Annotated in this window: 23 protein-coding genes; 14 read left to right on the top strand and 9 right to left on the bottom strand. The window is 55.8% G+C overall.

All coding sequences use genetic code 11. From position 1 onward, the window contains the following. Positions 1–75: 75 nt before the first annotated feature. The 3 genes from G340_RS0103960 to G340_RS0103950 are packed head-to-tail and all read right to left on the bottom strand — an operon-like array spanning position 76 to position 3529. Positions 76–1227 carry a M20 family metallopeptidase gene (locus G340_RS0103960; protein ID WP_020072362.1) on the bottom strand — a complete coding sequence of 384 codons (1152 nt, stop codon included), beginning with the start codon at positions 1225–1227 and terminating at the stop codon, positions 76–78. A 36-nt stretch (positions 1228–1263) separates the two neighbouring features. Next, complete coding sequence (locus G340_RS0103955; RefSeq protein WP_020072361.1) at positions 1264–2451, bottom strand: amidohydrolase family protein; 1188 nt, start codon at positions 2449–2451, stop codon at positions 1264–1266. 40 nt (positions 2452–2491) lie between these two features. Then, complete coding sequence (locus G340_RS0103950) at positions 2492–3529, bottom strand: uroporphyrinogen decarboxylase family protein (protein WP_020072360.1); 1038 nt, start codon at positions 3527–3529, stop codon at positions 2492–2494. Positions 3530–3755: 226 nt separating this feature from the next. On the opposite strand from G340_RS0103950, the gene G340_RS0103945 reads away from it, so the two are divergent. From G340_RS0103945 to G340_RS16340, 10 genes are all read left to right on the top strand, one after another. Continuing rightward, positions 3756–4694: a LysR family transcriptional regulator gene (locus tag G340_RS0103945; RefSeq protein ID WP_020072359.1), complete on the top strand. Its 939-nt coding sequence runs from the start codon at positions 3756–3758 to the stop codon at positions 4692–4694. A 1185-nt stretch (positions 4695–5879) separates the two neighbouring features. Then, on the top strand, positions 5880–7364 hold the full coding sequence (locus G340_RS0103940) for a sodium:solute symporter family protein (protein ID WP_020072358.1): 1485 nt from the start codon (positions 5880–5882) through the stop codon (positions 7362–7364). Further along, positions 7342–8958 (top strand): sensor histidine kinase, encoded by a 1617-nt coding sequence (locus G340_RS0103935; protein WP_020072357.1) that lies wholly within the window; start codon positions 7342–7344, stop codon positions 8956–8958. Before G340_RS0103940 ends, G340_RS0103935 begins: the two co-directional genes overlap by 23 nt. A 30-nt stretch (positions 8959–8988) precedes the next feature. Then, positions 8989–10350, top strand: a complete 1362-nt coding sequence (locus tag G340_RS0103930) for a sigma-54-dependent transcriptional regulator (protein WP_020072356.1) — start codon at positions 8989–8991, stop codon at positions 10348–10350. Positions 10351–10467: 117 nt separating this feature from the next. After that, positions 10468–10692, top strand: coding sequence for a hypothetical protein (locus tag G340_RS0103925; RefSeq protein WP_154653088.1), 225 nt, complete (start codon positions 10468–10470; stop codon positions 10690–10692). Next, positions 10689–11459 (top strand): LamB/YcsF family protein, encoded by a 771-nt coding sequence (locus G340_RS0103920; RefSeq protein ID WP_020072354.1) that lies wholly within the window; start codon positions 10689–10691, stop codon positions 11457–11459. The genes G340_RS0103925 and G340_RS0103920 overlap by 4 nt, the downstream gene beginning before the upstream one ends. Before the next feature lie 25 nt (positions 11460–11484). Continuing rightward, positions 11485–12684, top strand: coding sequence for an NRAMP family divalent metal transporter (locus tag G340_RS0103915; protein ID WP_020072353.1), 1200 nt, complete (start codon positions 11485–11487; stop codon positions 12682–12684). Between the two features lie 24 nt (positions 12685–12708). Then, positions 12709–13449, top strand: coding sequence for a 5-oxoprolinase subunit PxpB (gene pxpB / locus G340_RS0103910; RefSeq protein WP_020072352.1), 741 nt, complete (start codon positions 12709–12711; stop codon positions 13447–13449). Continuing rightward, positions 13446–14399, top strand: coding sequence for a 5-oxoprolinase subunit C family protein (locus G340_RS0103905; protein WP_020072351.1), 954 nt, complete (start codon positions 13446–13448; stop codon positions 14397–14399). The genes pxpB and G340_RS0103905 overlap by 4 nt, the downstream gene beginning before the upstream one ends. 238 nt (positions 14400–14637) lie before the next feature. Then, entirely contained in the window at positions 14638–14862 is a 225-nt protein-coding gene (locus tag G340_RS16340; RefSeq protein ID WP_020072349.1) for a biotin/lipoyl-containing protein, read from the top strand. Between the two features lie 263 nt (positions 14863–15125). Here G340_RS16340 and G340_RS0103885 read toward each other — a convergent pair whose 3' ends face one another. The 5 genes from G340_RS0103885 to G340_RS0103860 form a co-directional block, all read right to left on the bottom strand. Next, entirely contained in the window at positions 15126–15599 is a 474-nt protein-coding gene (locus tag G340_RS0103885) for an SAM-dependent methyltransferase (RefSeq protein ID WP_020072347.1), read from the bottom strand. A 141-nt stretch (positions 15600–15740) separates the two neighbouring features. Beyond that, a complete protein-coding gene (locus G340_RS0103880; protein WP_020072346.1) occupies positions 15741–16715 on the bottom strand; it encodes an electron transfer flavoprotein subunit alpha/FixB family protein in 975 nt (324 codons plus the stop codon). 12 nt (positions 16716–16727) lie between these two features. Beyond that, complete coding sequence (locus tag G340_RS0103875; protein WP_020072345.1) at positions 16728–17519, bottom strand: electron transfer flavoprotein subunit beta/FixA family protein; 792 nt, start codon at positions 17517–17519, stop codon at positions 16728–16730. Further along, the gene (locus G340_RS0103870) at positions 17497–17946 is read right to left on the bottom strand and encodes a MarR family winged helix-turn-helix transcriptional regulator (protein ID WP_020072344.1); all 450 of its coding nucleotides are present in this window, start codon (positions 17944–17946) and stop codon (positions 17497–17499) included. Before G340_RS0103870 ends, G340_RS0103875 begins: the two co-directional genes overlap by 23 nt. Positions 17947–18256: 310 nt before the next feature. Further along, on the bottom strand, positions 18257–19399 hold the full coding sequence (locus tag G340_RS0103860) for an acyl-CoA dehydrogenase family protein (protein WP_020072342.1): 1143 nt from the start codon (positions 19397–19399) through the stop codon (positions 18257–18259). Between the two features lie 405 nt (positions 19400–19804). Between G340_RS0103860 and G340_RS0103855 the strand changes: the two genes are divergently transcribed. The 3 genes from G340_RS0103855 to G340_RS0103845 all read left to right on the top strand — a co-directional run bounded on the left by G340_RS0103855 (position 19805) and on the right by G340_RS0103845 (position 23906). Beyond that, on the top strand, positions 19805–20584 hold the full coding sequence (locus G340_RS0103855; RefSeq protein WP_020072341.1) for an enoyl-CoA hydratase-related protein: 780 nt from the start codon (positions 19805–19807) through the stop codon (positions 20582–20584). 99 nt (positions 20585–20683) lie between these two features. Beyond that, a complete protein-coding gene (locus tag G340_RS0103850; protein ID WP_020072340.1) occupies positions 20684–22231 on the top strand; it encodes an acyl CoA:acetate/3-ketoacid CoA transferase in 1548 nt (515 codons plus the stop codon). Positions 22232–22346: 115 nt separating this feature from the next. Next, positions 22347–23906 (top strand): L-lactate permease, encoded by a 1560-nt coding sequence (locus G340_RS0103845; RefSeq protein WP_020072339.1) that lies wholly within the window; start codon positions 22347–22349, stop codon positions 23904–23906. A 210-nt stretch (positions 23907–24116) separates the two neighbouring features. On the opposite strand, the gene G340_RS0103840 is transcribed toward G340_RS0103845, so the two are convergent. After that, positions 24117–25559: a hypothetical protein gene (locus G340_RS0103840; RefSeq protein WP_020072338.1), complete on the bottom strand. Its 1443-nt coding sequence runs from the start codon at positions 25557–25559 to the stop codon at positions 24117–24119. Positions 25560–25720: 161 nt separating this feature from the next. Here G340_RS0103840 and G340_RS0103835 point away from each other — a divergent pair, with 161 nt between their 5' ends. Then, entirely contained in the window at positions 25721–26170 is a 450-nt protein-coding gene (locus G340_RS0103835) for a VOC family protein (RefSeq protein ID WP_407635352.1), read from the top strand. Positions 26171–26184: the final 14 nt, after the last annotated feature.

The following is a 26184-nucleotide window of genomic DNA, read 5'->3' as shown; positions in this document are numbered from 1 at the left end:
ATTTCTCCTTTATTTTCTTGCTCATATCACATGCTGCCGCACAGCGTCGGCAAACAGGATGGATGGGGTTCGGGGCTATTGCATACGGTTCAGAACCTGTCGGTCGGTGATCAGGCCGATTGCGGTGAGCACCATGGCCTTGACTGCTTTGACCACATATGTATCCCCCGGCGCGCCGCCCGCGGCCTCCCGGAACGCGGCGGTGTGCGTGGCCTCCCTTGCCAGGAACAGGTGCCCGTGGATCGCCGGCAGACGCTGGGTGACGTTGCCCATATCCGTACTGCCGATTCCGTGGTCGCGGTAACGTGGGACGACGGCTTCGCCCAGATGCGCAAATGCGGCCGCCATGTGCGTTTCGAGCGTCTTGTCGTTGCGAACCGGCTCGTAGGCAAAGGTTTTTTCACTCTCTACCGATACGCCAAACGCCTTTGCGGCGCACCCGGCGCAGTTTTCCACAATGGCCACCAGCTCCCGGTGATACGTGACGTCGTCGCTGCGTATATTATATTTCAGTTCGGCAAAGTCCGGTATCACATTGGTGGCTTCTCCGCCATGGGTAATATTGGGGAAAACCCGGCTGTAATCGCGGAACTGGCTGCGCCAGGCGTTGACCATGTTCACCGTTTCCGTCGCGGCAGCCAGCGCGTTCGCGCCGAGCCATGGGCTGGCGGCACAGTGCGCGCTGCGCCCGTGAAAGCGGAAGGTGATTGTCTGCCCGGCCAGCGACCAGTCCTCCACCATGGTGGAGTCGCAGGGGTGGATCATCATGGCGTAATCGATCCCGTCGAACATCCCGGCATCGAGCATCCTGATTTTGCCGCCTCCGCCCTCTTCCGCGGGGGTGCCGAGAAAGATGCTGTTGGCGGGCAGATCGCACTGGCGCACCAGCTCGTCGAACACAATGGCCGCCCAAACGCCGGAGGCCGCAATCAGGTTGTGCCCGCACGCGTGGCCGTTCGGCAGGGCGTCGAATTCCGAGATGAACCCAATGTTCAAAGCGTCGCTCCGCGGCTTGTGCTCCGCGCGGATGGCCGTTTGCAGCTCTCCGGTTCCGCGGACTGCCGTAAAGCCATGTGCCTTTACGGTGTTTTCCAGAAGCTCCGCGGACTGGAATTCCTGAAATGCCAGTTCCGGATTTTCAAAAATAGTATGGCTGACTGAGCGTATCTCCGGGGCCAGCTCGTCAACCCGCTGTTCGGCCCGCTTGATCAGATCTTCCTGCATCATTGCTGTTGCTTCATCCTCTCCGGCATAGGGGTACTGTTATTTGCAGGGGGTTCCGTCCTTCCAGGTCTGCACCACGCAGGCGAGGCCGTCGAGACTCTTTGTCAGGTCGCCGTCGAACGCCGCGATGTTCGCGAGGCGCCCGACCTCCAAGAGGCCCATGTCGCCGCGCTTCGCAATGATTGCGTTTGTACCGGTCGCGCGGCCGATCGCCTCCACCGGGCCCTCGCCGAGCGTGTCTGCGATCATGGCGATTTCGTCGCGGAGCGTTCCGGCGGTGTCGGTGCCCGCGCCGATCAGGATGCCTGCCGCCTTTGCCCAGCGCATGCCCTGCTCCTGCCGGCTGAACACGCGCTCCTGCAGCATGTCCCAGTATTTTGCGTTGGGGCCGGCCTTCGCCGCGCCGCGGATGCCCGTCATGGTCGGGTTCAGGCGGGTGCCGCGCTTGGCCATTTCTTCAATCAGGTCTTCGGTCATCATGCATCCGTGCTCAATATGGTCGATTCCGGCGAGCACCGCGCGGCGGATTCCCTCGTTGGAATAGGCATGGATCGCACAGTCGCGGCCCAGATCGTGCGCGGCGTCTGCACCGGCGCGGAGTTCCTCGAGCGTGAACTGCGGGATGCTCGGGTCCTCCTGTGGGAAATGCTCCAGCCCGCCGCTGCCCATGAATTTGATCACGTCGGCGCCCTTGCTGCACTGAATGCGCACGGCGCGGCGCACCGCGTCGGGGCCGTCGCACTCTATGCTCTGGCGGTAGCAGTGGCCGCCGGTGATGCTGATGGACATGCCGCAGCTGCTGATGTACGGCCCCATGACGAGCCCCTCGTCGATGGCCTGCCGCAGGTTGATGCAGGTGTAGCCGGTCAGACCCTGGTCGCGCACATAGGTGATGCCCTCCTCTTTCAAGTAACTCAGCATATTGACATAGCTGTGCAGAATCAGGTAGGGCAGATCATTGCTCATCAGCTTGGTCGCACATTCGCCGAAGGTTTTGCCGGGGGTGGGGAAGCGCAGCGATTTGCGGCTGATATGGTCGTGAATATTCAGCAGGCCCGGGGTCAGGGTAACGGCTTTGTCAAACTCCCGGGTGTTTTCCGGCGTGGCGTCCGCAGGCTGCCGGGAATCCACGTAAGTGATATATTTTCCGTCAAAGCCGATCCACGCGGGGGTCAACACGGTTTTTCCGTCGCCGATGATCGCTCTGCCGGCGTGAAGATAGGTCATTTTAAATCACAATCCTCTCTTTTTCTTTGCTGTGCGCCGGTCAGCGCAGAGATTCTTCTACGCTGGCGCGGAATGCGCGCAGCTCGTCGTCCTGTGTGTGCACAGAGACGGAACAGTCCGGGGCCAGCAGGAACGGCTCCTCCCGCATCTTCTGCAAAGTGGCGCGGGCAAGCCGGCCAATCTCGTCGGCCTTGTTCTGGCCAAAGGGGCGCTCATCCACACCACCCATCGCGATTTTGCCGTTCAGCCAAGCTTTGCTGCCCCAAATGGGCGGGCAGCCGGTTGCGCTGGAGGCCCAGTGGATCATGTTGATCGGCCACGAGGTAAACCGCTCGGGGTTGCCGTAAATGCCGCAGGTGTGAATGATCACCTGAGAGCCCTTCAAAGCCTCCAGAACCATCAGGTCATACGGCTCGACAAACTCCTTCCACTCTTCCATGGTAAAGTAGCCGCTGCGCGCCATACCGAGACACGCGTAAAACACGCCGTCGATTCCGGTGGCAAGCAGCTTTGAGCAGTAATCGGCCATGGTTTCGGCAATGTTCTTCAGTGCGCGCTTCACTTCGTCGGGGTGCTCAAGGCACAAATCGATCAGCGGGCTTTCCTCTCTGGGAGAGGGGCGGTAGCGCCCGACGCTGCGCATCCCGCACAGGTTGAGCAGAATGCCGATCGGCGTGAACGCCGACTGAATAATGGGAACGTCACCGCCGCTGTCTTGTACGATCATTCTGCACATCTCCAGCTGCTCCGCAAAGACGCCCTGATCCCCCGGCAGCACCGAAACTTTTTCCAGGTCACGGTAATCGTGAATCAGCGTTTTGGTGCGTGTGGGAACCACGTCGTTGTAGTGTTCATAATCGTACTCGTTTCCCCACGCCTCGTAATAGTAAACGGCGCGTGGGTTGATCTTCATCACGTCCCAGTCGTATTCCCGCTGGAACCCGAGCAGCCGGTCCGCCATGACGCGCGGCCCGCTGTGTTCAAATTCTGTGTGGTGGCGGTATGCCGTAACCGGCGCACGGTCGGCCAGCTCCCCGCTCATCACAGCCCGAAAACGATCGCGTTTCGTCCAAGCCATTGATCAAACAACCTTTCTTTCTCCAAAATGTTCTCTGCGTTTCATCACTCATGCCGCCGGTCCGGGCGGCGGCTTTGGGTTGTCAAACGTGCCGGAGTTATGGTATCATGCAGTTGGTTTCTTCCCTCTGCCGTGGCCAGGGAAAAAGCAGCCGCCTTTCACCGAGGTTTTTGTTTTCCATTGAGGCAGAGGTATTCTTAAACAATCCAAAAAGGGAGAGAGCACTGTGATCAGCTTTTTGCAGCTCCGCTATTTCATGGTGGTTGCCGATTCCCGCAGTTTTTCTTCTGCGGCAAAGCAGCTTTACATTTCGCAGCAGACCCTGAGCGCCCACATTGCGCAGATGGAAGCGGATTTGGGCGTCGTTCTGTTCGAGCGAACACGCCCGCTTACATTGACGGCAGCCGGGGAACAGCTGTACCAGCGCACGGATGAGATTTTGTTTCTGCACCGCCAGCTGGAGCAGGAAATGTGGAATTTCTCCGAAGGGGAATGCCAGAACCTGCGCATCGGAATCGCGTCCTCCTATGCCCGCACGCTGCTGCCGCAAATCTTTCCGGATTTGATGAAGAAGTGCCCTTATGTAAAGCTGGAGCTTTACGAGCGGAATTTTTCGGATTTAAGCGAGCTGCTGCACAAGCACAAGGTAGACATGATCATGACCCGCCCGCCATACCCGAACAACACGGTGGCTGTGCCGGTTCTGGAGGAAACCATCAGCATTTACGCGCCCATGGCGTCTCTGGAAAATATGTTCCGCGAGAACGCGCAGGAGGTTGCGCGTTCGCTTTCCCGCTCTGCGGAGATCGAGCTGCTCAAAGAGTGTCCCTTTGTCCTTCCGCGGTCGGGCAGTGTGCGCGACTCCTGCAACGAGCTGTTTCGCCTCCATCAGATCACGCCCCGCATCGTAACCGAAACGGATTTTTTGGAAACGGCCATCGCCTTTTGCCGGGCCGGCATGGGGATCACCCTGTCGCCCACGGGAATGCTGCAGGACCTGACGCGGCAGGCCTCGGCGGAAGAGCCGCCGGGGATTTACCCCATCAATGAAAGAGACACCCGCCGCAGTCTGGCCATCTGTTATTTGGACCGCGCGGTTGTGTCGCGCTCCATGCAGCAGTTTATCTCCATTGCGAAAGCAAAGCTTGGCCAGAATGTTTTTTAACTGGCAAATCACAGCGCGGCAGACAAAGAGATCGCTGGTTCAGCCAACGCCTTTGTCTGCCGCTTTTTGTTCCGGGCGATACAAAGTTGGCTAAATTGGATAGATTACCAATTTATGAGTCCCATTTTAACAAACACCACAGGGAATTCAAGCAGTTTTTACCCTGATACCCACAGCGATTTACTTGTAATTTCCGGCGTTTTCTCTCAAAATTAAAATGACTGAGGAAAACCGCGGCTGGGGGCTGAATAGGGTTTTGCCGTGCGGAGCGAAAGGGAATTTTGCGCGGCGGGCCGCGGTTTTGCCATCTCATAGAGAGGAAAAGCGGCGGATTTTTCAAATAGGGAAGAGAAAGGGTTTTGGAGTTGGGTTTGACCTGATTTTATTCATTCTAATCATATATGAATTGATTATTTAATACGGTACTACGTTTTTGAAATGATGTCAAGAAACTCTTTCTGCCATTTTTGGGTGCAAAGCAAAAAAGGATGATTCTGTTTTTCCTTTGGGAAGGTCGAAAACCGGAAGAGTATTGAGAAAATCCGCCGTATGGCCTTTGCTGCCAGAGAGGGGCAAAAATCGGTAACATTTGCGAAAAGTACAGTGCAGGCCTCTATTTTTGGGCAAAAAAGAAAACGGCAGACAAAGCGGTGACCGATTCAGCCAACTTCTTTGCTTGCCGTTTGTGTTTTTTATTGGAGGGTTTGCCCTGTATTTGAATTTATTTTATCATATGGAGGCCAAGAGGTAAAACGGGATTTTAATTGTATAGCACAGGTAAAAATCTGTAAATTGGTTTGTATCCCGCGGCCTTTCATGTCAAAACTTGCGTTTTATAAAATGATACTGTTTTTTTCTGTGCCAATATTATAAAAACCACCGGTATTTCCCTGTGAACTTTGGGGTGGTTTGCTGCCGTTTCCGATCAATGAGCAACACAAGAGAGCGTCGCATGAATCACAGCTGGAAAATAAAACGGTTTTTGGGCTCAGTTGCGATACCGGATCTACCGGGCGCAGCGAATTGATTTCTGATTAAAACCGCTTTCGTTTTCTGGAACAAGATCGAAAGTCCCGCGTTGCTTTTTTGGGACAATATGCTAATATAAAAGCGTCTGTTGATTTTCGGCAGAGAGTCCGGGGCCCTCCGCGGAGCTTCTCATCAAGAGGAAAGGAGACAAAAGCGGTGAATTTGGATAAGGAGATTCTTTATCTGGGGTGTTTTGCCCTGTACTCCATCGTTCTGTTGATCGTGGGGAAAAGCAGAACGCAGCAGCAGAATACCCTGCGGCACTTTTACCTGGGGAACCGGCAGCTGAGCCTGTTCCGCAGCACGCTGACCTTTATCGGAACATGGATTTCCGCCGCGACGATCCTCGGCTTTACGGGCAATGTGTTTGAAAGCGGGCTGGCCCCGCTGCTGTATTCGGTGGTGCCCTGGTTCTTCGGGGCCTTTCTGCTGCAAATGATCAGCGGCCGCCTATATGACTGCGATGTGTTGACGATCCCCGAGCTGGTCGGCAAAAAATACGGTTCCAAATGGCTTCAGATTTTATTTGCGCTGGTCATGATGGTGACCTATACGCTGTACATCATCATCCACATCAAGGGGTTCGGCCTGGTGGCGTCCGGTCTGTTCAATATCCCCTACAACGTGGCGACGCTGATGATCTATCTGTTCATCCTGTACTCCACCTTTGGGGGGTACCGCGCGGTGACGCGGATCGATGTGGCGCATATCCTTTTGCTGACGGTGGGCACCGTTTCGGTGTATCTGCTGGTGGTGGGGCAGGCCGGGGGCTTTTCCGAGCTGTTCCAGAAGGCGGGGGAGGTTTCCGGCTATGCGCACGGCGGCAGCGTTTCGGTCAACCAGCCGGGCGATCTGTTCCGCTTGTTCGACGGGGAGAAGTTTACCCCGCGCATGAGCACCACCATGTTCTTTGGGTGGGGGCTGGGGCTGGCCAGCAATCCCCAGTATATGATCCGTATGCTTTCCGCGAAGGACAAGCGTTCCGCCCGCAGCACCGTGCGCAGCGCGCTGTGCTACCTGGCTGTTTTCTATTTTGCCCTGCTCACGATCGGGCTGGGGATGCGCGTGCTGTTCCCGTCGCTGGCTGCTGTGACGAACGCGGACGACGTGGTGGTGTACGTCCTGAACGACCGTCTGTTCACGCCCCTCAATACACTGTTCCTGTTTGCGATTCTGGGGGCGTGCGTTTCCGTCGCAAATTCACAGCTTCTGTTGTTTTCCACTTCGTTTGCCTACGATGTGATCCGTCCCCTGTGCCCTAAGCCGCCGCGGGAGTATACGACGATTCTGCTGACGCGCCTTGGGGTGCTGATCGGCGGCACCTTGTCGCTGTTGTTCTCCACGCACCCTCCGGCCAGCCTGCTGTCTTACGGCGGCGACATCTGGGGGATTTTCGGCGTGATCTTTTTTCCGGCGCTGTACGGCGCGTTTTTATACCCGAAGGCCACGCGTCAGGGCGCCTGGGCGGCGCTTTTGGTCGGGCTGCTGGCGATCGCGGCGTTTTACCCGCTGTACTACCGCCAGATTCTGCCGGTTCACCCGGCGTTCCCGGGAACCGTTTTGTCCTCGCTGGGATTCTTTCTTACGTCCCGTTTGACCTGGAAGGAGGGGGCCGCCGATGCGCCGCAGACCGATCTTTGATATTGAGCGAAAAATACTGCTCCCGTTCCTCCTGCTGGGGATCGTCTCCACCGCCATATTCGGCGTGATTCTGTACGATACGAGCCGAAGCACAAAGCTGGCAAAAGAGCGGAATCTGGCGGAGAACAACATTGCCCTGATGGAATTCGATATCGATTATTCCGTGCGGATGGGTCAGGTGCAGCAGCTGCGGGAAAAATACAGGGAGCTCCCGCAGTTCCACATTCTGATTGAAGACCGGGACGGCGCTTTTATCGGCGGAACCCCGGTCGGAACGGGTGAGGTGCTGTATTCCAGCAGTGACAACCGGCTCGGCTGGAAGATATCGTACACGGTCGACCCGCAGGTGTTCACGACAGAACTGCTGCATGAGCAGAAGTATACCGTTCTGGCAATCATCGCCCAGCTGATTCTGGTGCTGCAAGCCAGTATTCTGATCGCCGACAACATCTCAACGCCCATTCGGCGGCTGAGCTACGCCTGCCGCACCGTCAGCGAGCAGCCGCAGGAGCCGTGGGACGTGGATGTGGAATTCACCAAACGCGGCGACGAGCTGGGCCAGCTGGCGCGCGCATTTCAGGGGATGCTGCGGAATCTTCAGCGCTACACGGCCGATCTGCGCCGGGAAAAGAATCTGAATCAAACCATTGTGGAAAGCCTGCCGCTCGCCGTTATCGCTTACGATCAGGATCAGAATATCCTGCTGAGCAACAGCCGCGCACAGAATCTGCTGGCAAAAACCGAGTACCGGCATGAGGGAAAACCGCTGTCGGCCCTTTTAGAAGAATGCCTCGAAAACCAAAAGGTATTTTACGATCCGATCCAGCTGACGGACGAAGAAAATCACCGGCTGGATGTGGAGCTCGGCGTGTGGCGGCTGATGGATGAAAATCAGAAATCATGGGGCGTGCTCTGCACGGTGGACGATATCACCTACCGCAAACTGATGGAGGAGCAGGCGGTGCAGGATGAAAAGCTGATCTATACCGGAAAGCTGGCCGCGGAGCTTGCGCACGAAATCCGCAACCCGCTGGCTGGAATCCGCGTGGGGGTGCAGGTTGTGGAGCGCCATGTAACGCAGGAGAATGACCGGGTTCTGTGCGAAACCATCGTCGGCGAGGTTGACCGCATTAATCTTCTGGTAGAAAATTTGTGCAGTCTGGGCCGGAAGCGGGAGCTGAAAAAAGACCTGATCCCCGTGGACGAGCTGTTTGGGGAAATTTTGCTGCTGTATTCCAAAATTGCGGAAAACAGCCACATTCATCTGCGGTGCGAGGTACCGAAGGATATTCTTTTGTATGCCGATAAAAGCGCCATGAAGCAGGTGCTCATCAATCTGATCAACAACAGCATCAAGGCGATGAAAAGCGGGGGAGAGATTCTGATGAGGGCCGATATGCGGGAGGATCGCGTCTGCCTGTGGATCATCGACGATGGGCCGGGGATGGCGGCGGAGCGCCCGGGCGGGGAAAACCGCGACGGCGGAATGGGCCTTTCGATCGTGTCGCAGCTTCTGCGGCAGAATGACGCCGCCTTTCACATGGAGAGCGCGCCTGGGCAGGGAACAAAAGCGAAGATCACCTTCCGCCGTTAGAGCGCAGTGCGGAAGAAAGGAAACAAACCGATGCAAAGTAAAATACTGATTATTGACGACGAATACCTCATCCGCATCTCGCTGCGGGAGGGTCTGACAGACCTGGGGTACCTGACGCAGGAGGCCGAAACCATCGGGGAGGGCCTTCGGCTGGCGGAGGAGTTTAAGCCCGACGTCGTGATGCTGGACAACCGGCTCGGGGACGTGCTGGGCATGGAATACATCGAAACCATCAAAAAGCTGGACGAGGACATTCAGATTATCATCATTACAGCGTACAGCTCCGTTTCGCAGGCGGTGCAGGCCATTCGGCGCGGCGCGTACGATTACGTGCAGAAGCCGTTCGATATCGACGCCATCGATATTGTCATTCGCCGCGCGCTCGATCAGCTGAAAAGCCGCCGCAAGCTGGAGCTGCTTTTTTCGGGCGGGCCGCCCGATTTGATCGGGGTCAGCCCGCAGATGCGGCAGATCAAAAGGCAGGTGGAGCTGCTCAGCGCCAAAGACAACGTAGACCTTCTCGTGCGCGGCGAAACCGGCAGCGGCAAGGGCGTGGTGGTGGCGCAGATTCACCAGAAAAGCGCGCGCCGGAATTTTCCGCTGGTGAAAATCAATTGCAGCGCTGTGCCGGAAAGCCTGTTTGAAAGCGAGCTGTTCGGGCACGAGAAGGGCGCGTTTACCGGGGCGCTGGCCCGAAAAAAGGGATTGTTTGAGCTGGCGAACGAGGGAACGGTGTTCCTGGATGAAATCGGAGATATGCCGCTCCCGATGCAGGCCAAACTCCTCACTTTTCTGGAGGATCGCAAATTCCGCCGGGTCGGCGGGCTGAGCGACGTAGAGGTAAATGTGCGGGTCATCGCCGCGACGAACCGCCCGCTGGAACAGGCCATTGAAGAAAAAACGTTCCGGGCCGATCTGTTTTTCCGGCTGAACGTCGTTCAGCTTTATCTGGCGCCCCTGCGCGAGCGGCCCGAGGATATTGAGCCGCTGTGCCGGTACTATCTGGATTTTTTTAACCAGAAGCTGGGCAAAAATATCCGGCAGATTTCCCCCGCCTTTTTGCACAAGCTCAAGGAGTATTCCTGGAAAGGGAACGTGCGCGAGCTGCGCAACGTGCTCGAGCGCGCCGTGCTGTTCTGCGGCGGCGATGTGCTGGAGCATACCGGCCAGCTGCTGGAGGAAAGCGGCGCTCCGCAGGCAGCTCTGCCGCAAAGCGGAGAGTTCTGGCCCATGCGGGATTTGAGCAGCCCGATCGATTTGCAGAAAGAACTGGAGCGGCTCGAAAAGGCCTATATCGATAAAGCCCTGCGGCTGACCGGGAACAATTATTCTCAGGCGGCAAAGCTTTTGGGGTACAGCCGGTTTTCTCTGCGCCGCCGGCTGGAGCAGTAGAAATTCATTCGTGATAGAGCGGCATGGAAGAAACCGAAAATTCGCGATCGGATGTAACGGTCCGGTAGTCCTTTTATTTTAAAAAAGTCAGATTGCGTTTTGATTAGATTCGTTCAGATGAGTGAAATAGAAGTGTTCAAAATCGCACCATGTGCGATTTTGAACAGGCAGACCGTGCGAATTCGCACGGTCTTCTTTATTTTCGATGCGAAAAAAGAACTGAATTTGCAGCAAAATACAGAAAAATACGCGAAACAACAGGTTGGCACATTTATTGCTATAACATTTGAACGGCAGATATTTGAATTACATAAAATTTTTCAAAAGGAGAAAGAAAAATGAGCAGAATTGATTTGAACTGCGATTTGGGAGAAAGCTTCGGCGCCTATACCATCGGCCGTGACGAAGAAGTCATCGCTTTTATTTCCTCCGCGAATGTCGGGTGCGGCTTCCATGCGGGTGACCCCTGCGTGATGGAACGCACGGTGCGCCTGGCGAAAGAAAAAGGCGTCAGCATCGGGGCACACCCCGGCTTCCCCGATTTGATGGGCTTCGGCCGCCGCGGCATGAATGTCACCCCCGCGGAGGCCAAGGCTTATATGAAATACCAGATCGGCGCGCTGAACGCCTTCTGCGTTTCGAGCGGTGTGCCGCTTGCCCATGTGAAGCCGCACGGCGCGCTGTACAATATGGCCGCCAAAGACATGAAGCTCGCGCTGGCGCTGGCGGAAGCGGTTTACGAGGTAAACCCCAGGCTGATCTTTTTGGGCCTTTCCGGCAGTAAAATGCTCGAGGCCGCACAGCAGGTGGGCCTGACCTGTGCCAGCGAGGTGTTTGCGGACCGCGCCTACAATGCAGACGGCACTCTTGTCGCCAGAGGAACCCCCGGTGCGGTGATTCACGATGTGGATGAGTGTGTGCGGCGCATCATCGGCATGGCCAGGGACAATGTGGTGACGGCGATCACCGGCGAGCAGATTTCACTCAAACCACAGTCGATCTGCGTACACGGCGACAACGCCGAGGCGGTCGAGTTTGTAAAACATATTCGTGAAAGCCTGACCAAAGAGGGAATTGAGATTGCCGATCTGCGGGCCTGTACAGAATGATAACCGGGTTTAGGAGGATTTGTTAATGGACGGTGAAACCAAGACCAAAACCAAGCGCAGTCAGGCCATCGGCGGCGTATTTTTGATGGCAGCCTCGGCAATGGGGCCGGGCTTTTTGACACAGACCGCAAAATTCACCAATGATTTTCACGGCAGCTTCGGCTTCGTCATTATTGCTTCGCTGCTTTTGTCCCTGATCGTGCAGGTCAACGTGTGGCGCGTTCTGTGCGTGGCCAACATGCGCGCGCAGGATGTGGCGAACAAGCTGCTGCCGGGTCTGGGGTATTTTCTGGCCGTTTTCGTATTTGTTGGCGGCCTGATTTTCAACATCGGCAACGTCGGCGGCGCGGCTCTCGGCCTGAACGCTATGCTGGGGCTCGATCTGCGGGCCGGTTACGTCACAGCGGGCGTCATTGCCGTCATCGTATTTTCCGTGAAAAACGCGCAGAGCGCGGTGGATAATATCGCAAAGATTCTCAGCATCCTGAAAATCCTCATCATTCTGGGAGTCATGATTGTCGTTCAGCCCCCCGTGGGCATGGCGCTAAAAGAGACTCTTGCGCCCAGCACAGGGGTGCCGGCGCTGTTCCCCTCCATCCTCACTCTGGTGGGCGGCACGGTGGGCGGCTATATCACCTTTGCCGGCGCGCACCGTTTGATCGACGGCGGCGTTGTGGGGCAGGAAAACGAGAAAAGAATCGTAAAGAGCGCTTGCGGCGGCCTGGGGATCGCGGCTTTCAGCCGGTTCTTCCTGTTTCTCCTGGTTTTCGGCGTGGTAGTCAAAGGCGTTTCGCTCGACCCCACGAACCCTGCGGCCGACGCCTTTTTGCAGGGCGGCGGAGAAATCTGCTACCGCGTTTTCGGCCTGCTGCTGTTCTTCGCCGGAATCACCTCGATTATCGGCGCGTCGTATACCTCGCTTTCCTTTGTCAAATCGCTGAGCAAGACGGTGTCGAATCACAACAAGGCCGTGACGATCGCCTTCATCACCTGCGCCGCGCTGGTCATGCTGCTGATCGGTAAGCCGGCCACGCTGCTGATCATCGCGGGCGCACTCAACGCGCTCATACTGCCGCTGGCGCTGGTGATCAGCCTCGTCGCCGCGTACCGAAAGGACATTGTGGGCGAGAACTATCGCCATCCCATCTGGCTCACCGCAACCGGCATTGCTTCGGCGATTCTGTTCGCGTACTTCGCAATCGTCGGGCTGGGCAGCCTGTTTTAATCTGAATCGAACAGGAGGAATGTTATGTATTCGCAGGCGAAATATCTCATTGCGGGGGACTCGGCGCTGGTCGTTGAGTTCGGCAGCGAAATCTCCCCGCAGATCAATGAACGGGTTCGCGGAATGTATCTGGCGATTGAAAAGGCCGCCATTCCGGGAATTGTGTCTTTAACCCCCACTTACCGCTCTCTGCTGGTTCAGTACGATCCGCTGGCCGTGCCGTACCGCGACATGCTGGAGACGCTTCAAAAGCTGGAGGGCAGCCTTGAAAAAATGGAGCTGCCAAAGCCCAACGTGATGGAAATCCCTACGCTCTACGGCGGGGACTGCGGCCCCGATCTGGATTTTGTATGCCGGCACAGCGGCCTTGGCCGCGACGAGGTGATTCGGATTCACTCCTCGCGGGAGTATTTGATTTACATGCTGGGCTTTGCCCCGGGCTTCCCCTACTTGGGCGGGATGGATGAGCGCATCGCGACGCCGCGCCTGAAAACGCCCCGCACCAAAATCAACAGCGGCTCGGTCGGGATCGCCGGGCAGCAGACGGGCATTTACCCGCTGGCCAGCCCCGGCGGCTGGCAGCTGATCGGCCGCACGCCAATTCTGCTGTACGATCCGCAGCGCAATCCTCCCATTTTGTACCGCACCGGGGATTACCTGAAATTTGTTCCCGTCAGCGAAAAGGAATATGCCGAGATCGAACAGCAGGTGGCGCAGGGCAGGTACGAGTATCGCTTGTACCCCAAAAAGGAGGCGAAGAAATGAACGCAGTAAAAGTGATTTCACCGGGCGCCCTAACCACCGTTCAGGACGCGGGCCGGTTCGGGTTTTTGCAGTCGGGCATTTCGGTGTCCGGCGTAATGGACAGCTACAGCCACCGCGCCGCCAACCTGCTGGTGGATAACCCGCAGGAGGAAGCGGTGCTGGAAGTAACCCTGATGGGGCCGGTGCTGGAATTTCAGTGCAGCACGCGGATTGCGGTGACCGGCGCCATGATGCAGCCCAAGCTCAACGACCAGCCGGTTCCCATGTGGCGGACCATCCCGGTAAAAGAGGGCGACCGTCTGTCGTTTGCCGGCATTCAGGGCGGGTGCCGCGCCTATATCGCGTTTGCCGGTGGGCTGGATGTTCCGGTCATCATGGGCAGCAAATCCACCAACCTGAAAGCGCAGGTGGGCGGATTTGAGGGGCGCATGCTCAAACGGGACGACATGGTGCCGCTCAAAGCGCCGTCCGGAGAGGCAAGGCTGTGGGCCGCCGGTGAGGAATGGATTCCGAACTTCCCCGCGCAGATCACTCTGCGGGCCGTTCTCGGGCCGCAGGAGGATTTGTTTACCGAAGCGGGCATCGCCAGCTTTTTCAGCGCCGAGTATGTCGTCACCCCGGCGAACGACCGGATGGGATACCGCCTGGAGGGGGAGGAGATTACCCATAAGGCGGGAGCGGATATTGTGTCTGACGGCATTGTGATGGGTGCGGTTCAGGTGCCCAGCAGCGGCCAGCCCATTATTTTGATGGCGGATCGGCAGACCACCGGCGGGTATACCAAAATCGCCACCGTGGCAACGGCGGACCTGCCCCTGCTGGCGCAGGCGCAGGCCGGCACCAAAATCCATTTCCAGCGGGTCAGTGTGGAAGAGGCGCAGCAGCTTTTGCGGATGTTTTATGAAAAACTCCAGGCGTTCGCCAGAGCCCGCCGCCCGGTAAACGCCTGACGGCTCCCCGCGGTGCGGGAGGGGCAAAGCAGGAACAGTGCAGCCGCGCCTTGGCTTGGTTTTTTCACCACGGTGCAGAATACGGGCCCGGCTTTCCGAAATCTGGGGATTTCCCCTGCCGCGGCGTCCCCCCTCAGACGGCAGAGAATGGAAAGCCCCCGTGTGCGCAGATTGATTCCCAATATAAAAAATCTCTGTTGCAGCAGTAAAAATAAGAGTTGGAAAAGGAGTTTTGACAATGAGTGCAGAAGCAACAACGATGAAGGCAGAGTTCCCCGGAAAGATTCTGGATATTATGGTGCGTGAGGGCGACAGCATAACGGCCGGCCAGCCGGTGATCCTGCTGGAGGTTATGAAAATGGAAAACGAGCTGCTTGCCCCCGCGGGCGGCGTTGTGGAAAAAATCCACATTGAGAAAAATCATTCCGTCGGTGCCGGTGATGTTCTCCTCACCATTCGGTAACCGTTTCGATTCTGCTAACAGCGAAGGCCCTGCGGCGCTCCCGCAGGGCCTTCGCTAATACGCAGCCTTTCAAACAAGATCGCTGGAAAGCGCACGCTCCCTCTCTTCCGGCGCAGAAATAAGCGCGAAAAGGCCCGCGGAAGTTCCGCGGGCCTTTTGCTGTGGCAAGACGGTTTTCCACCGAACGCAGTGCAATGGTGGAATCCGCTGTGTTCTGCAAGAGAACACAAAGCCTTTCAGGAGATGTGCGGCTGCCGATTTTCTCAGAAATTGAATTCGGCAGACCAGTCGAAATCTCCGCTGGTCTCTACATTTTTCGGCCAGTGAGCGCACCAGTCCGGAACGTCCGGGTACTCCACACGGTCGAGGCTGGGCGTGTAGGGCTTAATGTCCAGAATCGGGCTTTGATCCAGCGCGTCGAAATAGGCAAGGCCGATGACCCCCTTTTCCGGGTCCAAATACGTCGCCTGCGCGCAGGTGAGCGCAATGGGGTTCGGGCGCTCCGGCGAACGCGTGGCAAAGGTTCCCAGCAGTGCCGGCCCTTTGGCATAAGGCCGCTCCTGTGTCAGTACCGATCTGCTTTGAGGGGTGTCGCAGCGGTCGAACCACCAGAAAATGTTCAGATACGCAAAGCCCTCCAGCCCGATTATGGCCTCTCTGTACTCCGGGTTCAGTTCGATCCGAAAGCCGTGTTCGTCTGCGCGGGCAATCCCGATTTGTTTTACTGTTAACTCCATAAAGAATCTCCTCGTCTGATTTGATATTTACGGTACCGTATTTTCAGTATAACAAAGTGTGGGAACACTACAAGCGTTTTTTGAAAAAAATAAAAACGCTTTGCTTTTGCCTTGTAAAAATCAGCCGGCCGAAAAGGAGCCTCAGTGACGCAGTATCTCTCGCGTGAGGGCGGGGAGCACTTCAAACAAATCCCCGACCACTGAATAATCGGAATACTGAAAAATGGCGGCGTTCGGGTCGACGTTAACGGCCACGATGGTTCCGGAGCCCAGCATGCCGGTGAGGTGTTGAATCGCACCGGATATGCCGCAGGCGATGTACAGCTTTGGGGCAACCGTATGCCCCGTCTGCCCAATCTGATGGCTGCCGGAGATCCATCCCCGGTCAACGGCAGAGCGCGAAGCCCCCACAGCACCGCCCAGAGCGGCAGCCAACTCGCGCAGGGGCCGAAAGCCTTGTGCCCCTCCCACCCCTTTTCCGCCGGCCACTATGATATCCGCGTTTTCCAAATCGATTCCATCCTCCGCAAGATTTCGCAGCAGTCTGAAAACCCGCACGCGGGGGGAATCGCCCTGTGCGGGAGTGAAACGGCTGACCGCGGCGGGCAAAGCGCGGGGAATCGATCTCTGTTGATAAATACCGGAACGAACCGTACCGATCTGCGGGCGGCGCACCGGGCACACGACGTCGCACAGAACGCTCCCCCCGAAAGCGGGGCGGGTCCAGACAAGGCAGTCGGCCTTTGCGTCCAGCGCAAATCCGCTGCAGTCGGCGGCAAAGCCGGTTCCCATCCGGGCGCAGGCCCGGGGCAGGTATTCCCGTGTTTCGCAGGCGGATACCGCCAGAATGGCCCAGGGGTGTTCCTTTTCCGCCAGCGAGGCCAAAGCAGCCGCTGGGTCCAAAGCCTCACGATCCGCCAGCAGCAGGCGATCCGCGCCGTATGCGCCGGCGATCGCGGCTCCTTTCGCCACGTCGCCGCCGAACAGAGCCACGGCGGTAAGGGTTCCCCCCAGCGTGTCGGCGAGGGCCCGGCAGGGGTGCAGCAAGGCCAGAGAGGATTCCCGATAGCCGTCGGCCTGACCCGGCTCCATCAGAACCCAGATGTCTTTTTTCATTGGATCACATCCTCACAACACGCCGGAGCTGCTCAAAAGCCGGAACAGTCTGCGGGCGGAGTTCTCCGCATCCCTTTCCCGAATCGTGATCCCGCCGCTTCTTTTGGGAACCGGCCGCATTGCCCGCACCATCAGGGCGGGGGGAGGGGGCTGTGGAAATTCCAGTGTGGGAATCACCGCGGCACTGGCCAAAACGCTGCTTTTTATCGTGGGAAGGCGCGGGCTCCAGCCGGGGCTTGTGAACGCGGCGACACAGGGAAGCTCCGCCGCTGCGATTTGAGTTCCGCCGCGGGCTTCCTGTTTTACCCGCAGTGTGTTTTTGTTCAGCGCCGCCTCCAATCCCCGGCCAATAAAGGCGCAGTGCAGGCACTGCGCCAATTGAGGCCCCACTTGTGCGGACTGGCCGTCCGTCGATTGCCGTCCGCAGAAAATCAGGTCTGCCGTTCCGAACGTTTCCTCCAGCCGCCGGATTGCCGCGGCCAGCACACGGCTGACGGACAGAGCGTCCAGAGCGTCCGGATTCGGAACTGCGGCCAGAAGGGCGTGGTCGGCCGCAATCGAGAGCGCGCGGCGCAGGGCCTCGTCTTCCCCCGACCGGCCCACACTCAAAGCGATAATGCGCACCCCTTCGTCCGCATCCCGCAGGCGGGCGGCGGCTTCCAGGGCATATCCGTCGAAGGGGTTCAGCTGAACGGCCTGGCTTTTCATGGCCGGGCCGCAAGGCTCCCTGTCGTTTTTGCCGAAATCGGGCACCAGTTTTACACAGACGATGATGTTTCGGTTACGGCCGTCCTCTGTTCTCATTTGGCTCCTCGTCCTCAATGCGGCCAATCCTGCACAGAGCCTTCATCAAAACCTCTTTTTCCTCCGGTGTGAAATCCTGTAAAATCTCAAGGTTCAGCTCGTCCACCGTCTTGAGCACATCGTCTTTGATGGCCTGGGCGGCCGGCATGGCAACCACCAGAATACTGCGGCGGTTATTGGGGTCCACCACCCGGTCGATCAAACCCCGGCGCTGCATTCTGTCTAAAACGCCGGAAATCGTAGAGTTTTCCAGGCGAAGGTAGCGCGCGATCTCTTTCGGGGTGGTCGGGCCCTTTTCCCATAAATAATTCAGAACGCCATACTGCCCCGGGGTAATGCCCATGGGCGACAAACGGGCGAAAAAGTTTTGAAAAACCTCGTGCTGAGAGATGGTCAGCAGATAGTTGATGCAATTTTGAAATTTCATGGCAGCGGAATGTCCTCCTGTTTTTAGGCGGTCGATTTAAAGCAACGCCAAGCCCGGCAATTCCCTCAAAAGCCCGCCGAATGTAGAAAGCTACCCCAAAAAGGAAGATTTCATTGAGAAAAGTATACCGTTTTGCAGGATCTTTTTCAACTGATTTTGCCATTTCGGGCAGGATACCCGAAAAAGGAGAAGCTTCGTTTGAAAACGGTTCACAAAACGCTGCAAAACAACGCTTCCGGTACCGCTGCAATACCGGAAACGCTGTTTGTAGGAGAACAGGAGGCCGAATGAAATTGCGTTGAGGCAAATATTATCGGAAAATCTGGCCGCTGATCACCAGGCGCTGAATCTCGTTGGTCCCTTCGTAAATCTGGGTGATTTTTGCGTCGCGCATCATGCGTTCCACCTCATACTCGCGCATGTAGCCGTTGCCGCCCAGCATCTGAACCGCTTCGGTCGTAACCTCCATCGCAACGTCGGTCGCCGTCAGCTTCGCCATTGCGGCGTCTACGGTGAAGCGGGCGCCCGTGTCGTGGGCCAGAGCCGCACTGTACACCAGCAGCTTCGCCGCCTGAATCTTGGTGTAAAGCTCCGCCATTTTAAACGCGAGATACTGCTGCTTGCTGATGGGTTTGCCGAACTGTTCGCGCTCCGTCATGTATTTGCGCGCAATCTCAAAGGCGCCTTCCGCAATGCCAAGGCCCTGCGCGGCTACGCCGATCCGCCCGCAGTCCAGCGTCTTCATGGCAAGCTTAAAGCCTTCGCCGGGCCGGGCCAGCATGTTCGCGGCGGGCACACGCACATTCTCCAGAAGAATTTCCGAAACCTGCGCGGAACGAATGCCCATCTTGTTTTCAATATGTCCGATGGAGACGCCGGGCGTGCTGCGCTCCACTGCAAAGCAGGTCATGCTCTTTGTGCCCACAGAAGGGTCTGTCAGCGCGTAAATTACGTAATAGTCGGCCAGCGGGCCGTTGGTGTTAAAGCACTTGGAACCGTTGAGAATGTAATAGTCGCCGTCCTGTTTTGCAATGGTTTGCTGTCCGGCCGCGTCGGAGCCGGCCCCATGCTCGGTTAAACCAAAGCCGCCCAAATGTTCACCGGAAAGAACCGGAGCCATGAACTTCTTCTTCTCCTCTTCAGAAACGGAGGAGTTGTAAACGGTGCCGCCATACAAAGAGGTTGCCACCGAGTAGGAGATTCCCAGGGAAGCGTCCACCTTCGAGATTTCTTCAACGGCAAGGGCGTATTCGAGGTAGCCCATCCCCTGGCCGCCCACTGCCTCGGGATACGGCAGGCCGATCAAGCCAAGCTTGCCCAGTTTGTTGAACAGTCCGACATCATAAACAGAAGTTTCGTCGCGCTCAATCGCGCCGGGCTTCACTTCTCTTTCCGCAAATTCGCGGGCGAGGGTTTGAATGCGCTTTTGTTCATCATTCAGTGTAAAGTTCATAATCATCCTTCCTTTCATTTGGTAAACCATGATTTAAGAGTGACTTATTGTGTCGAAACAATTCTTATTTAAAACATTTCTGCATAAGAATTGTTTACAAGGCGAATTTAACATAAAATAAAATACATGTCAAGATATTTTTTTAGAAATGGAACAAACTTTTTTTCTTGTAAAAAATAATGAAGCTTTTTTCAGAAGCTTTTTCAGCCAGATATTACCAAGATACGCAATATATAGTGGTGCTACCTGTAGGTACCACACTTTGAACAAAAAACACTTCATTATACGAATTTTACGAATCGGAAATGTTCTTGACACGAGATAAAATGCGTTATAAAATAGGCCTCAAAGAGAGAAGTTGTATACTTCATCTAAATTTTATATTTTTTTACGGAGGTTTTTGTTATGAATAATCTGCTTCTGGAAATTCAAAACGGCATTGCCCTGCTGACCATCAACCGGCCGAAATCTCTCAATGCACTCAATAGCGAAACCTTAAGTGAACTGGACACCTGCCTTTCAGAAATCGAAAAACGCGACGATGTAAGGGTGGTGATTCTGACCGGTTCCGGTGAAAAATCCTTTGTTGCCGGCGCAGATATTTCCGAAATGGTAAATGCTACTCCCGTAGAGGGAAGCGCCATGGGCCAGCTGGCCAGAAAAGCCTTTGCACATCTGGAAGAGATGCCGCAGGTAAGCATTGCCGCCGTAAACGGATACGCCCTGGGCGGCGGCTGCGAAATTTCAATGGCCTGCGATATCCGTATTGCCTCTGAAAACGCCAAATTCGCACAGCCTGAATGCGGTTTGGGGATTCTGCCCGGCTTTGGCGGCACACAGCGCCTTTCCCGCCTGGTGGGCAAAGGGCGCGCCAAAGAGCTGATTTTTACCTGCGATATGATCGACGCACAGGAGGCCTACCGCATCGGCCTTGTAAACAAGGTGGTTCCGCAGGCAGAGCTGCTGGACTACTGCAGGGCAATGGCAGGGCGCATCATGAAGAATGCGCCGGTCGGCGTTGCCCTGGCGAAGGAAGCCATCAACACCGGCAGCGATACCGACCTGAACAGCGGCCTGAAGCTGGAAGCCAATCTGTTTGGCCTGTCCTTCTCCACACAGGATAAAAAAGAGGGCATGACTGCGTTCCTCGAGAAACGCAAGGAAAAGCACTTCATCGGCAAATAATCCGAAAGCATACGGCAAAACGGATGGAAATCATTCCGGAGTATGATCGCTTTGATCCGGCTGATTTGGGTCAAAGGAAAAATGCGGAGGAGGAGTATCATGTCTAAAAAGCCAATTCTTACTGCGGCAGATGCCGCCGGCTGGGTAAAGGACGGGGATACCATTACCACCAGCGGTTTTGTTGCAAGCGTAATGCCCGAAGCGCTGACCCGTGCTTTGGAGGCAAGATTTTTGGAAACCGGATCACCGAAGAGCCTGACTCTTTTCTATGCGGCCGCCCAGGGGAACCGGGACGGCAGCGGCGCAGACCATTTTGCCCATGAGGGAATGACCAGACGCGTCATCGGCGGGCACTGGAACATGGTGCCGAAGCTGGGGGAGCTGGTTCTGCAAAACAAGATCGAGGGCTATAACCTTCCGCAGGGAACGCTCTCTCAGCTTTACCGCGACATTGCCGGGCACCGGGTCGGCACCATTACCCATGTGGGCCTGAATACCTTCGCGGATCCCCGTCTGGAGGGCGGCAAGCTCAATGACATTACCAAAGAGGATTTGGTAGAGGTTGTGGAAATTCTGGGGCAGGAAAAGCTCCTTTACAAAGCGATCCCGCTGAACATCGGTTTTATCCGGGGCACCTATGCGGATGAAAACGGCAACGTCGTCATGAGCCGCGAGGTTGCGTCCATTGAGGCCACTTCTATCGCACAGGCTGTACATAATTGCGGAGGCAAGGTCATTGTTCAGGTAGAACAGGTTGTTGAAAACGGATCTCTGGACCCCAAGCTGGTGAAAATACCCGGAATTTATGTAGATGCCATTGTGGTGGCGCAGAATCCGAGCGAGCATGAGCAATGCGTCGGATGCAAATACGACGGCTCTATGAGCGGAGAATACCGGGTTCCGCTGGACAGTCTGGATCACCCGCCCATGAGCGCCAAAAAAATCATCGGACGCAGAGCGGCGATGGAACTGATCCCCAATTCCATCGTAAACCTTGGGATCGGCATCCCCGAATACATTTCCATGGTGGCGAACGAAGAGGGAATCGGCGATTACATGACTCTTACCGTAGAAGCCGGCCCTGTGGGCGGCGTACCGCAGGGCGGCCCGAAATTCGGCGGTTCGGTCAATGCAGAGGCAATTCTGGATCAACCCTATCAGTTTGACTTTTACGACGGCGGCGGTGTCGACTACGCTTTTCTGGGGCTGGCGCAGGCCGACCGCTTTGGAAACATCAATGTTTCCAAGTTCGGCCCCAGAATTGCCGGATGCGGCGGATTTATCAACATCACGCAGAATGCCAAAAAGGTATTTTTCTGCGGTACCTTTACCGCAGGAGGCCTGAAAACTCATGTGGAAAATGGGAAGCTCGTCATTGATCAGGAGGGCAAAGAGAAGAAATTCATCGATCAGGTGGAGCAGATCACCTTTTCCGGCGTCTATGCGCAAAAGGTGAATCAGCCGGTTCTGTACATTACGGAGCGCGCTGTGTTTGAGCTGCGCTCTGACGGAGTGTTCCTGACGGAGGTTGCTCCCGGAATCGATGTACAGACGCAGATCCTTGATTTGATGGATTTTCAGCCTAAGATAGACAATCGCCTGATGGATGCCCGCATTTTCTCCGACAGCCTGATGGGATTGAAATAACCGGAATATCGGGCCGCTGTCTCTCGGGCTTTCAGAGCCAGCGGCCCCTCTCTCTTTCCTCTGGAATGGCCGAGTGAAAATACGGCTTTGAAAAACTGCTGAATGAGGTAGATTTATGTTCTTAAAATTTATATTGGCTCTTCTGCCGATTTTATGGCTTGTTTTTTTTCTTTGTTACTTAAAAATGCCTGCCTACAAGGCCTGCCCGCTTGCACTGGTGATTGCGATCCTTCTGGCGCTTGTATACTGGAAAGCGCCGGCAATCGAAGTGTTTACCGCCGGATTGGAAGGAGTCGTTATGGCTCTTTGGCCTATCGCTATCGTTATCATTGCCGCCATTTTTACTTATAATTTGACGGTAAAAACCGGAGCAATGGCAAAAATTCAAAAAATGCTGACGTCGGTTTCCAACGACAAGCGCGTTCTGGTACTCATCATTGCCTGGGGCTTTGGCGGATTTATGGAAGGCATGGCGGGCTTTGGCACCTCTGTTGCAATCCCTGCCAGCATTCTGTGCGGCTTGGGCTTTAACCCGATCTTTGCAACGGTTGTCTGCCTGGTTTCCAACGCAACCCCCACGGCCTTTGGCTCCATCGGCATTCCCACCGTTACGGTTGCCTCGATCACGGGCTACGACCCGATCACCACAGCAACGGTCGTGTCGCTGCAGCTGTTTATTATGGTGGTATTCACCCCTCTGTTGCTGGTCGTGATTGCAGGTGGAGGGCTGAAAAGCCTGAAAACCAGCTGGCACATTGCGTTGATTTCCGGTCTTGGCTTTGCAATCATGCAGCTGATTACCTCCCGCTTTATCGGCGCGGAGCTGCCTGCGGTCACCGGATCTGTCGCCAGCATGGTGCTGACGGTTCTGGCAGCGAAAATTCTCTGCAAAAACACGCCCGAGGAGTACAAGGTTGTTCCCACCGAAGAAGCACAGGCCGCAGATCAGGAGCATCTGAGTCTTCGTGAGGCCCTGCGTGCGTGGGCGCCGTTCATTCTGATCTTCGTCTTCCTGTTGACTGTCTCCAAGCTGGTGCCTCCGGTCTACGAGGTGCTGTCCGCAGTCAAAACGAGCATTATCATCTATGCCGGAGAAGGGGCCTCTCCCTATACGTTCTCTTGGCTGTCCACTCCCGGCGTGCTGATTCTGATCGCGGCTGTCATTGGCGGGCTGCTGCAAAAGGCAAGCGGATCCGATATGCTGACAGTGATGGGCCAGACTTTAAAGCAAATGTCAAAAACGATTATCACACTAATGACGATTTTGGCAGCGGCAAAGGTGATGGGATACAGCGGTATGACGCGCGACATCGCGGCCTTTCTGGTGGCGGTTACCGGCACGGCGTTCCCGCTGGTCGCTCCTCTGATTGGCTCGATCGGAACCTTTGTGACGGGCAGCGCTACCTCTTCCAGCGTTCTGTTCGGCGCGCTGCAGGCAGAAACCGCACGAGCCATCGGAGTTCAGGAAATCTGGTTGATTGCGGCAAATACCATGGGCTCAACGGCGGGCAAAATTATTTCTCCGCAGAATATTTCCGTAGCGACAGCAGCAACCGGGAATACCGGAAAAGAAAGCGAGATCCTTCGCACAACGTTCAAATACTATCTGCTTTACATCGTAATATACGGGCTGATCGCCTTTTTTGGAATGGGACTGCTGGCGTTTGCCCCGTGAGAATCCACCCGTTTTGCAGCGGCGCGCATTTTGTTCGCACGCGGCACAGCCGTTCCCGCAAAAAGCACCTGACCCCAGTTTCTTCATTGGGGTCAGGTGCTTTTTTCAATGCAAAGTTTATCGCCGGGAGGCTTCTCATCAAAAAGAGATTGCCGTCGAGTTCCGCAGAAAACAGCGGAACCAATTTCTGCGGTTTGCTTTTCTTTCGGCTCAAAGCGTGAGCATGCGGTAGAGCATGCCGCCGTAGCGGTTCTCCAGCTCCTCCACACTTTTGGAATCGTACACCTTACAGGACGAATGGTTCAAAATGGAATCCATGTACTGGCCGGCGGCGTGAAGCAGCGTTTCGTTCAGCACCGTGTAAAACAGCGGCCCCTTCCCGGTTTGGTAGGCGGCGGGATTTTTGAGAAACAGCTTCTGGGGATTGATATATGCCGAAAAGATAGGCTCAAAGCCGGGGGAGAACGTGTCGTCATCCAGCACGATGAAGCGGATTCCGGGATTGTGCATGACCTGCTTTTTGATATTTTCCAGATGCTCCAGCCGTTCCGAGGGGGTCATCTGGTACATGATATCGGCAAACAGGAGCTCGCCGGATTCCAGATACCGAAGAACAGAGGACTTCAGCAGATAAAAATCGATGTGGCTTTTCTCAAACACTTCTTCCCAAGTGATAAAAAGCCTGCGGATGAACCTGGAAAGGGCGGGGTTTGGCGCATCGGCCTCCCCGGCCTGAATGAGCTTGTCGCAGATCGACTCCGGGAGAAGAAACTCAAATCCATAGGGAGAAAAAAATTTGTATTGATCCCTGCTGTAAAAATCGGTTCGGTAACCGTTGTGATTCATGCTTTCGGGCGTGGCGGGCGAAAGCAGCAGGGGACACTCCTTTAAGCGGGCCGCGGCCGTTTTGCAAAGCTGAACGGCGTTTTCGCCGGGCTCCAGCACCAAAAGGGCGTCCAGCTCCCCTTTTTGACTCAGCGCCGCCATGAGCGCGCAGCCGTTTCTCACCGCGAGAATCCCTTCTCCCTCAAGTCCGGAGCCGTCGTAAAGCGTGAGGGAAAGCGCGGGGTAACGGGTTAAAAAGCCGTAAAGCAGGCCCAGGTTTTTCATAGGGTCTTTCTGAAAGCGCTCCATACTCATCACGGCGTGAAAATGAAGTTCCTTTTCACCTGCCAGTTGATCCAGCACGGTAAAGTCCCGGCTTTTCAGCAGCGTGAGCAAATCGATGCTGCAGAATATCTCGTCTCCCGCCGTAAGGCGCTGGCAGGCAAATTTCTGTAAAGCGCTCAGCATGTGATTGCGATGTGTCAGCAGCTCGATTTTGGAAGAGGCGGAGGGCGCCCTTGTGTGAGCGGACGATTCGTAAGCCTTCGTCAGCAGGGCGCAGATATGCTGCTCTACCGTGTGCCCGTCCACGCAGCCCGGGAACGCGGTGAAAAATTCGGCTTCACGCCCGTCCTGCCGAATGCAGTCAGCAAAAAAACCAACCAGAACCTTGTTTACCGTGGCAGCCGTTTTGGGCGCAGGAAGAAGATCCTTGTTGCACCACTTACTCACATATGAGACGTCGTATCCGATTTCGTCGGCGACAGCATAGAGCTTGCTCCCGGTAAAATCAATCAAGCGCCGCAGCATGATTCCATAGTCCGTCATCGTCATTCCTCCCAAATTATTTCCTGTTTAGAATACCATAAATAGCAAATAGTTTCAAATAGAATTCAATTTCATTCAAAATAAATCCATTGCATTTCATTTTTAAACGGCAGCAGTGATGCTACAATATACACAAAATTAATCAACAAACAACAGGAAGGATGAGCGATTTGAAACCAATGCGTATGCATCATGTCGGCGTCGTTTTGCCTACGGTGGAGCAGGCGGAACACCTGATCGATCTGCTGGGGCTGGAGGTGGACTACCGCGGGTACGTCAAAAGCTACCACTCCGATCTGATCTTCACCAAATATGGGCCGAGGCTGGAAAGCCCGATTGAATTCATCATTCCCCACGAAGGGGTGCTGACCAAATTCAACAACGGGAAGGGGGGCATTGCCCACCTTGCCTTTGAGGTGGAGGATGTGGAGGCCGCCAGCCAGGAGCTGCGTGACAAGGGCCTGGAGATGCTGGAGCCGGAGGCGGTGGAGGGCACGTCGGACATCATTGTCAATTTTCTGCGGCCGCGGTATTCGGAGGGCATTCTGATCGAGCTGGTTCAAACGGTGGCCCCCATTGACCGCAGCGCGGGGGCTGGAAAAAGCCAATAAGCCGATGAAATAGG

This window comes from Faecalispora sporosphaeroides DSM 1294, assembly GCA_000383295.1.
Classification (GTDB): domain Bacteria; phylum Bacillota; class Clostridia; order Oscillospirales; family Acutalibacteraceae; genus Faecalispora; species Faecalispora sporosphaeroides.
Note: the sequence above shows the minus strand (reverse complement) of the source record. Positions and strands in the feature narration are given on the sequence as shown.

Excerpts from the sequence above, each read along its gene's own strand:
- G340_RS0103950 (WP_020072360.1), bottom strand. The coding sequence starts at position 3,529 with ATGGCTTGGACGAAACGCGATCGTTTTCGGGCTGTGATGAGCGGGGAG.
- G340_RS0103850 (WP_020072340.1), top strand. The coding sequence starts at position 20,684 with ATGTCTAAAAAGCCAATTCTTACTGCGGCAGATGCCGCCGGCTGGGTA.
- G340_RS0103835 (WP_407635352.1), top strand. The coding sequence starts at position 25,721 with ATGAGCGATTTGAAACCAATGCGTATGCATCATGTCGGCGTCGTTTTG.
- G340_RS0103880 (WP_020072346.1), bottom strand. The coding sequence starts at position 16,715 with ATGAAAAAAGACATCTGGGTTCTGATGGAGCCGGGTCAGGCCGACGGC.
- G340_RS0103870 (WP_020072344.1), bottom strand. The coding sequence starts at position 17,946 with ATGAAATTTCAAAATTGCATCAACTATCTGCTGACCATCTCTCAGCAC.
- G340_RS0103875 (WP_020072345.1), bottom strand. The coding sequence starts at position 17,519 with ATGAGAACAGAGGACGGCCGTAACCGAAACATCATCGTCTGTGTAAAA.
- G340_RS0103915 (WP_020072353.1), top strand. The coding sequence starts at position 11,485 with ATGGACGGTGAAACCAAGACCAAAACCAAGCGCAGTCAGGCCATCGGC.
- G340_RS0103855 (WP_020072341.1), top strand. The coding sequence starts at position 19,805 with ATGAATAATCTGCTTCTGGAAATTCAAAACGGCATTGCCCTGCTGACC.
- G340_RS0103845 (WP_020072339.1), top strand. The coding sequence starts at position 22,347 with ATGTTCTTAAAATTTATATTGGCTCTTCTGCCGATTTTATGGCTTGTT.
- G340_RS0103840 (WP_020072338.1), bottom strand. The coding sequence starts at position 25,559 with ATGACGGACTATGGAATCATGCTGCGGCGCTTGATTGATTTTACCGGG.
- pxpB (WP_020072352.1), top strand. The coding sequence starts at position 12,709 with ATGTATTCGCAGGCGAAATATCTCATTGCGGGGGACTCGGCGCTGGTC.
- G340_RS0103920 (WP_020072354.1), top strand. The coding sequence starts at position 10,689 with ATGAGCAGAATTGATTTGAACTGCGATTTGGGAGAAAGCTTCGGCGCC.
- G340_RS0103960 (WP_020072362.1), bottom strand. The coding sequence starts at position 1,227 with ATGATGCAGGAAGATCTGATCAAGCGGGCCGAACAGCGGGTTGACGAG.
- G340_RS0103860 (WP_020072342.1), bottom strand. The coding sequence starts at position 19,399 with ATGAACTTTACACTGAATGATGAACAAAAGCGCATTCAAACCCTCGCC.
- G340_RS16340 (WP_020072349.1), top strand. The coding sequence starts at position 14,638 with ATGAGTGCAGAAGCAACAACGATGAAGGCAGAGTTCCCCGGAAAGATT.
- G340_RS0103955 (WP_020072361.1), bottom strand. The coding sequence starts at position 2,451 with ATGACCTATCTTCACGCCGGCAGAGCGATCATCGGCGACGGAAAAACC.
- G340_RS0103885 (WP_020072347.1), bottom strand. The coding sequence starts at position 15,599 with ATGGAGTTAACAGTAAAACAAATCGGGATTGCCCGCGCAGACGAACAC.
- G340_RS0103935 (WP_020072357.1), top strand. The coding sequence starts at position 7,342 with ATGCGCCGCAGACCGATCTTTGATATTGAGCGAAAAATACTGCTCCCG.
- G340_RS0103925 (WP_154653088.1), top strand. The coding sequence starts at position 10,468 with ATGAGTGAAATAGAAGTGTTCAAAATCGCACCATGTGCGATTTTGAAC.
- G340_RS0103905 (WP_020072351.1), top strand. The coding sequence starts at position 13,446 with ATGAACGCAGTAAAAGTGATTTCACCGGGCGCCCTAACCACCGTTCAG.
- G340_RS0103930 (WP_020072356.1), top strand. The coding sequence starts at position 8,989 with ATGCAAAGTAAAATACTGATTATTGACGACGAATACCTCATCCGCATC.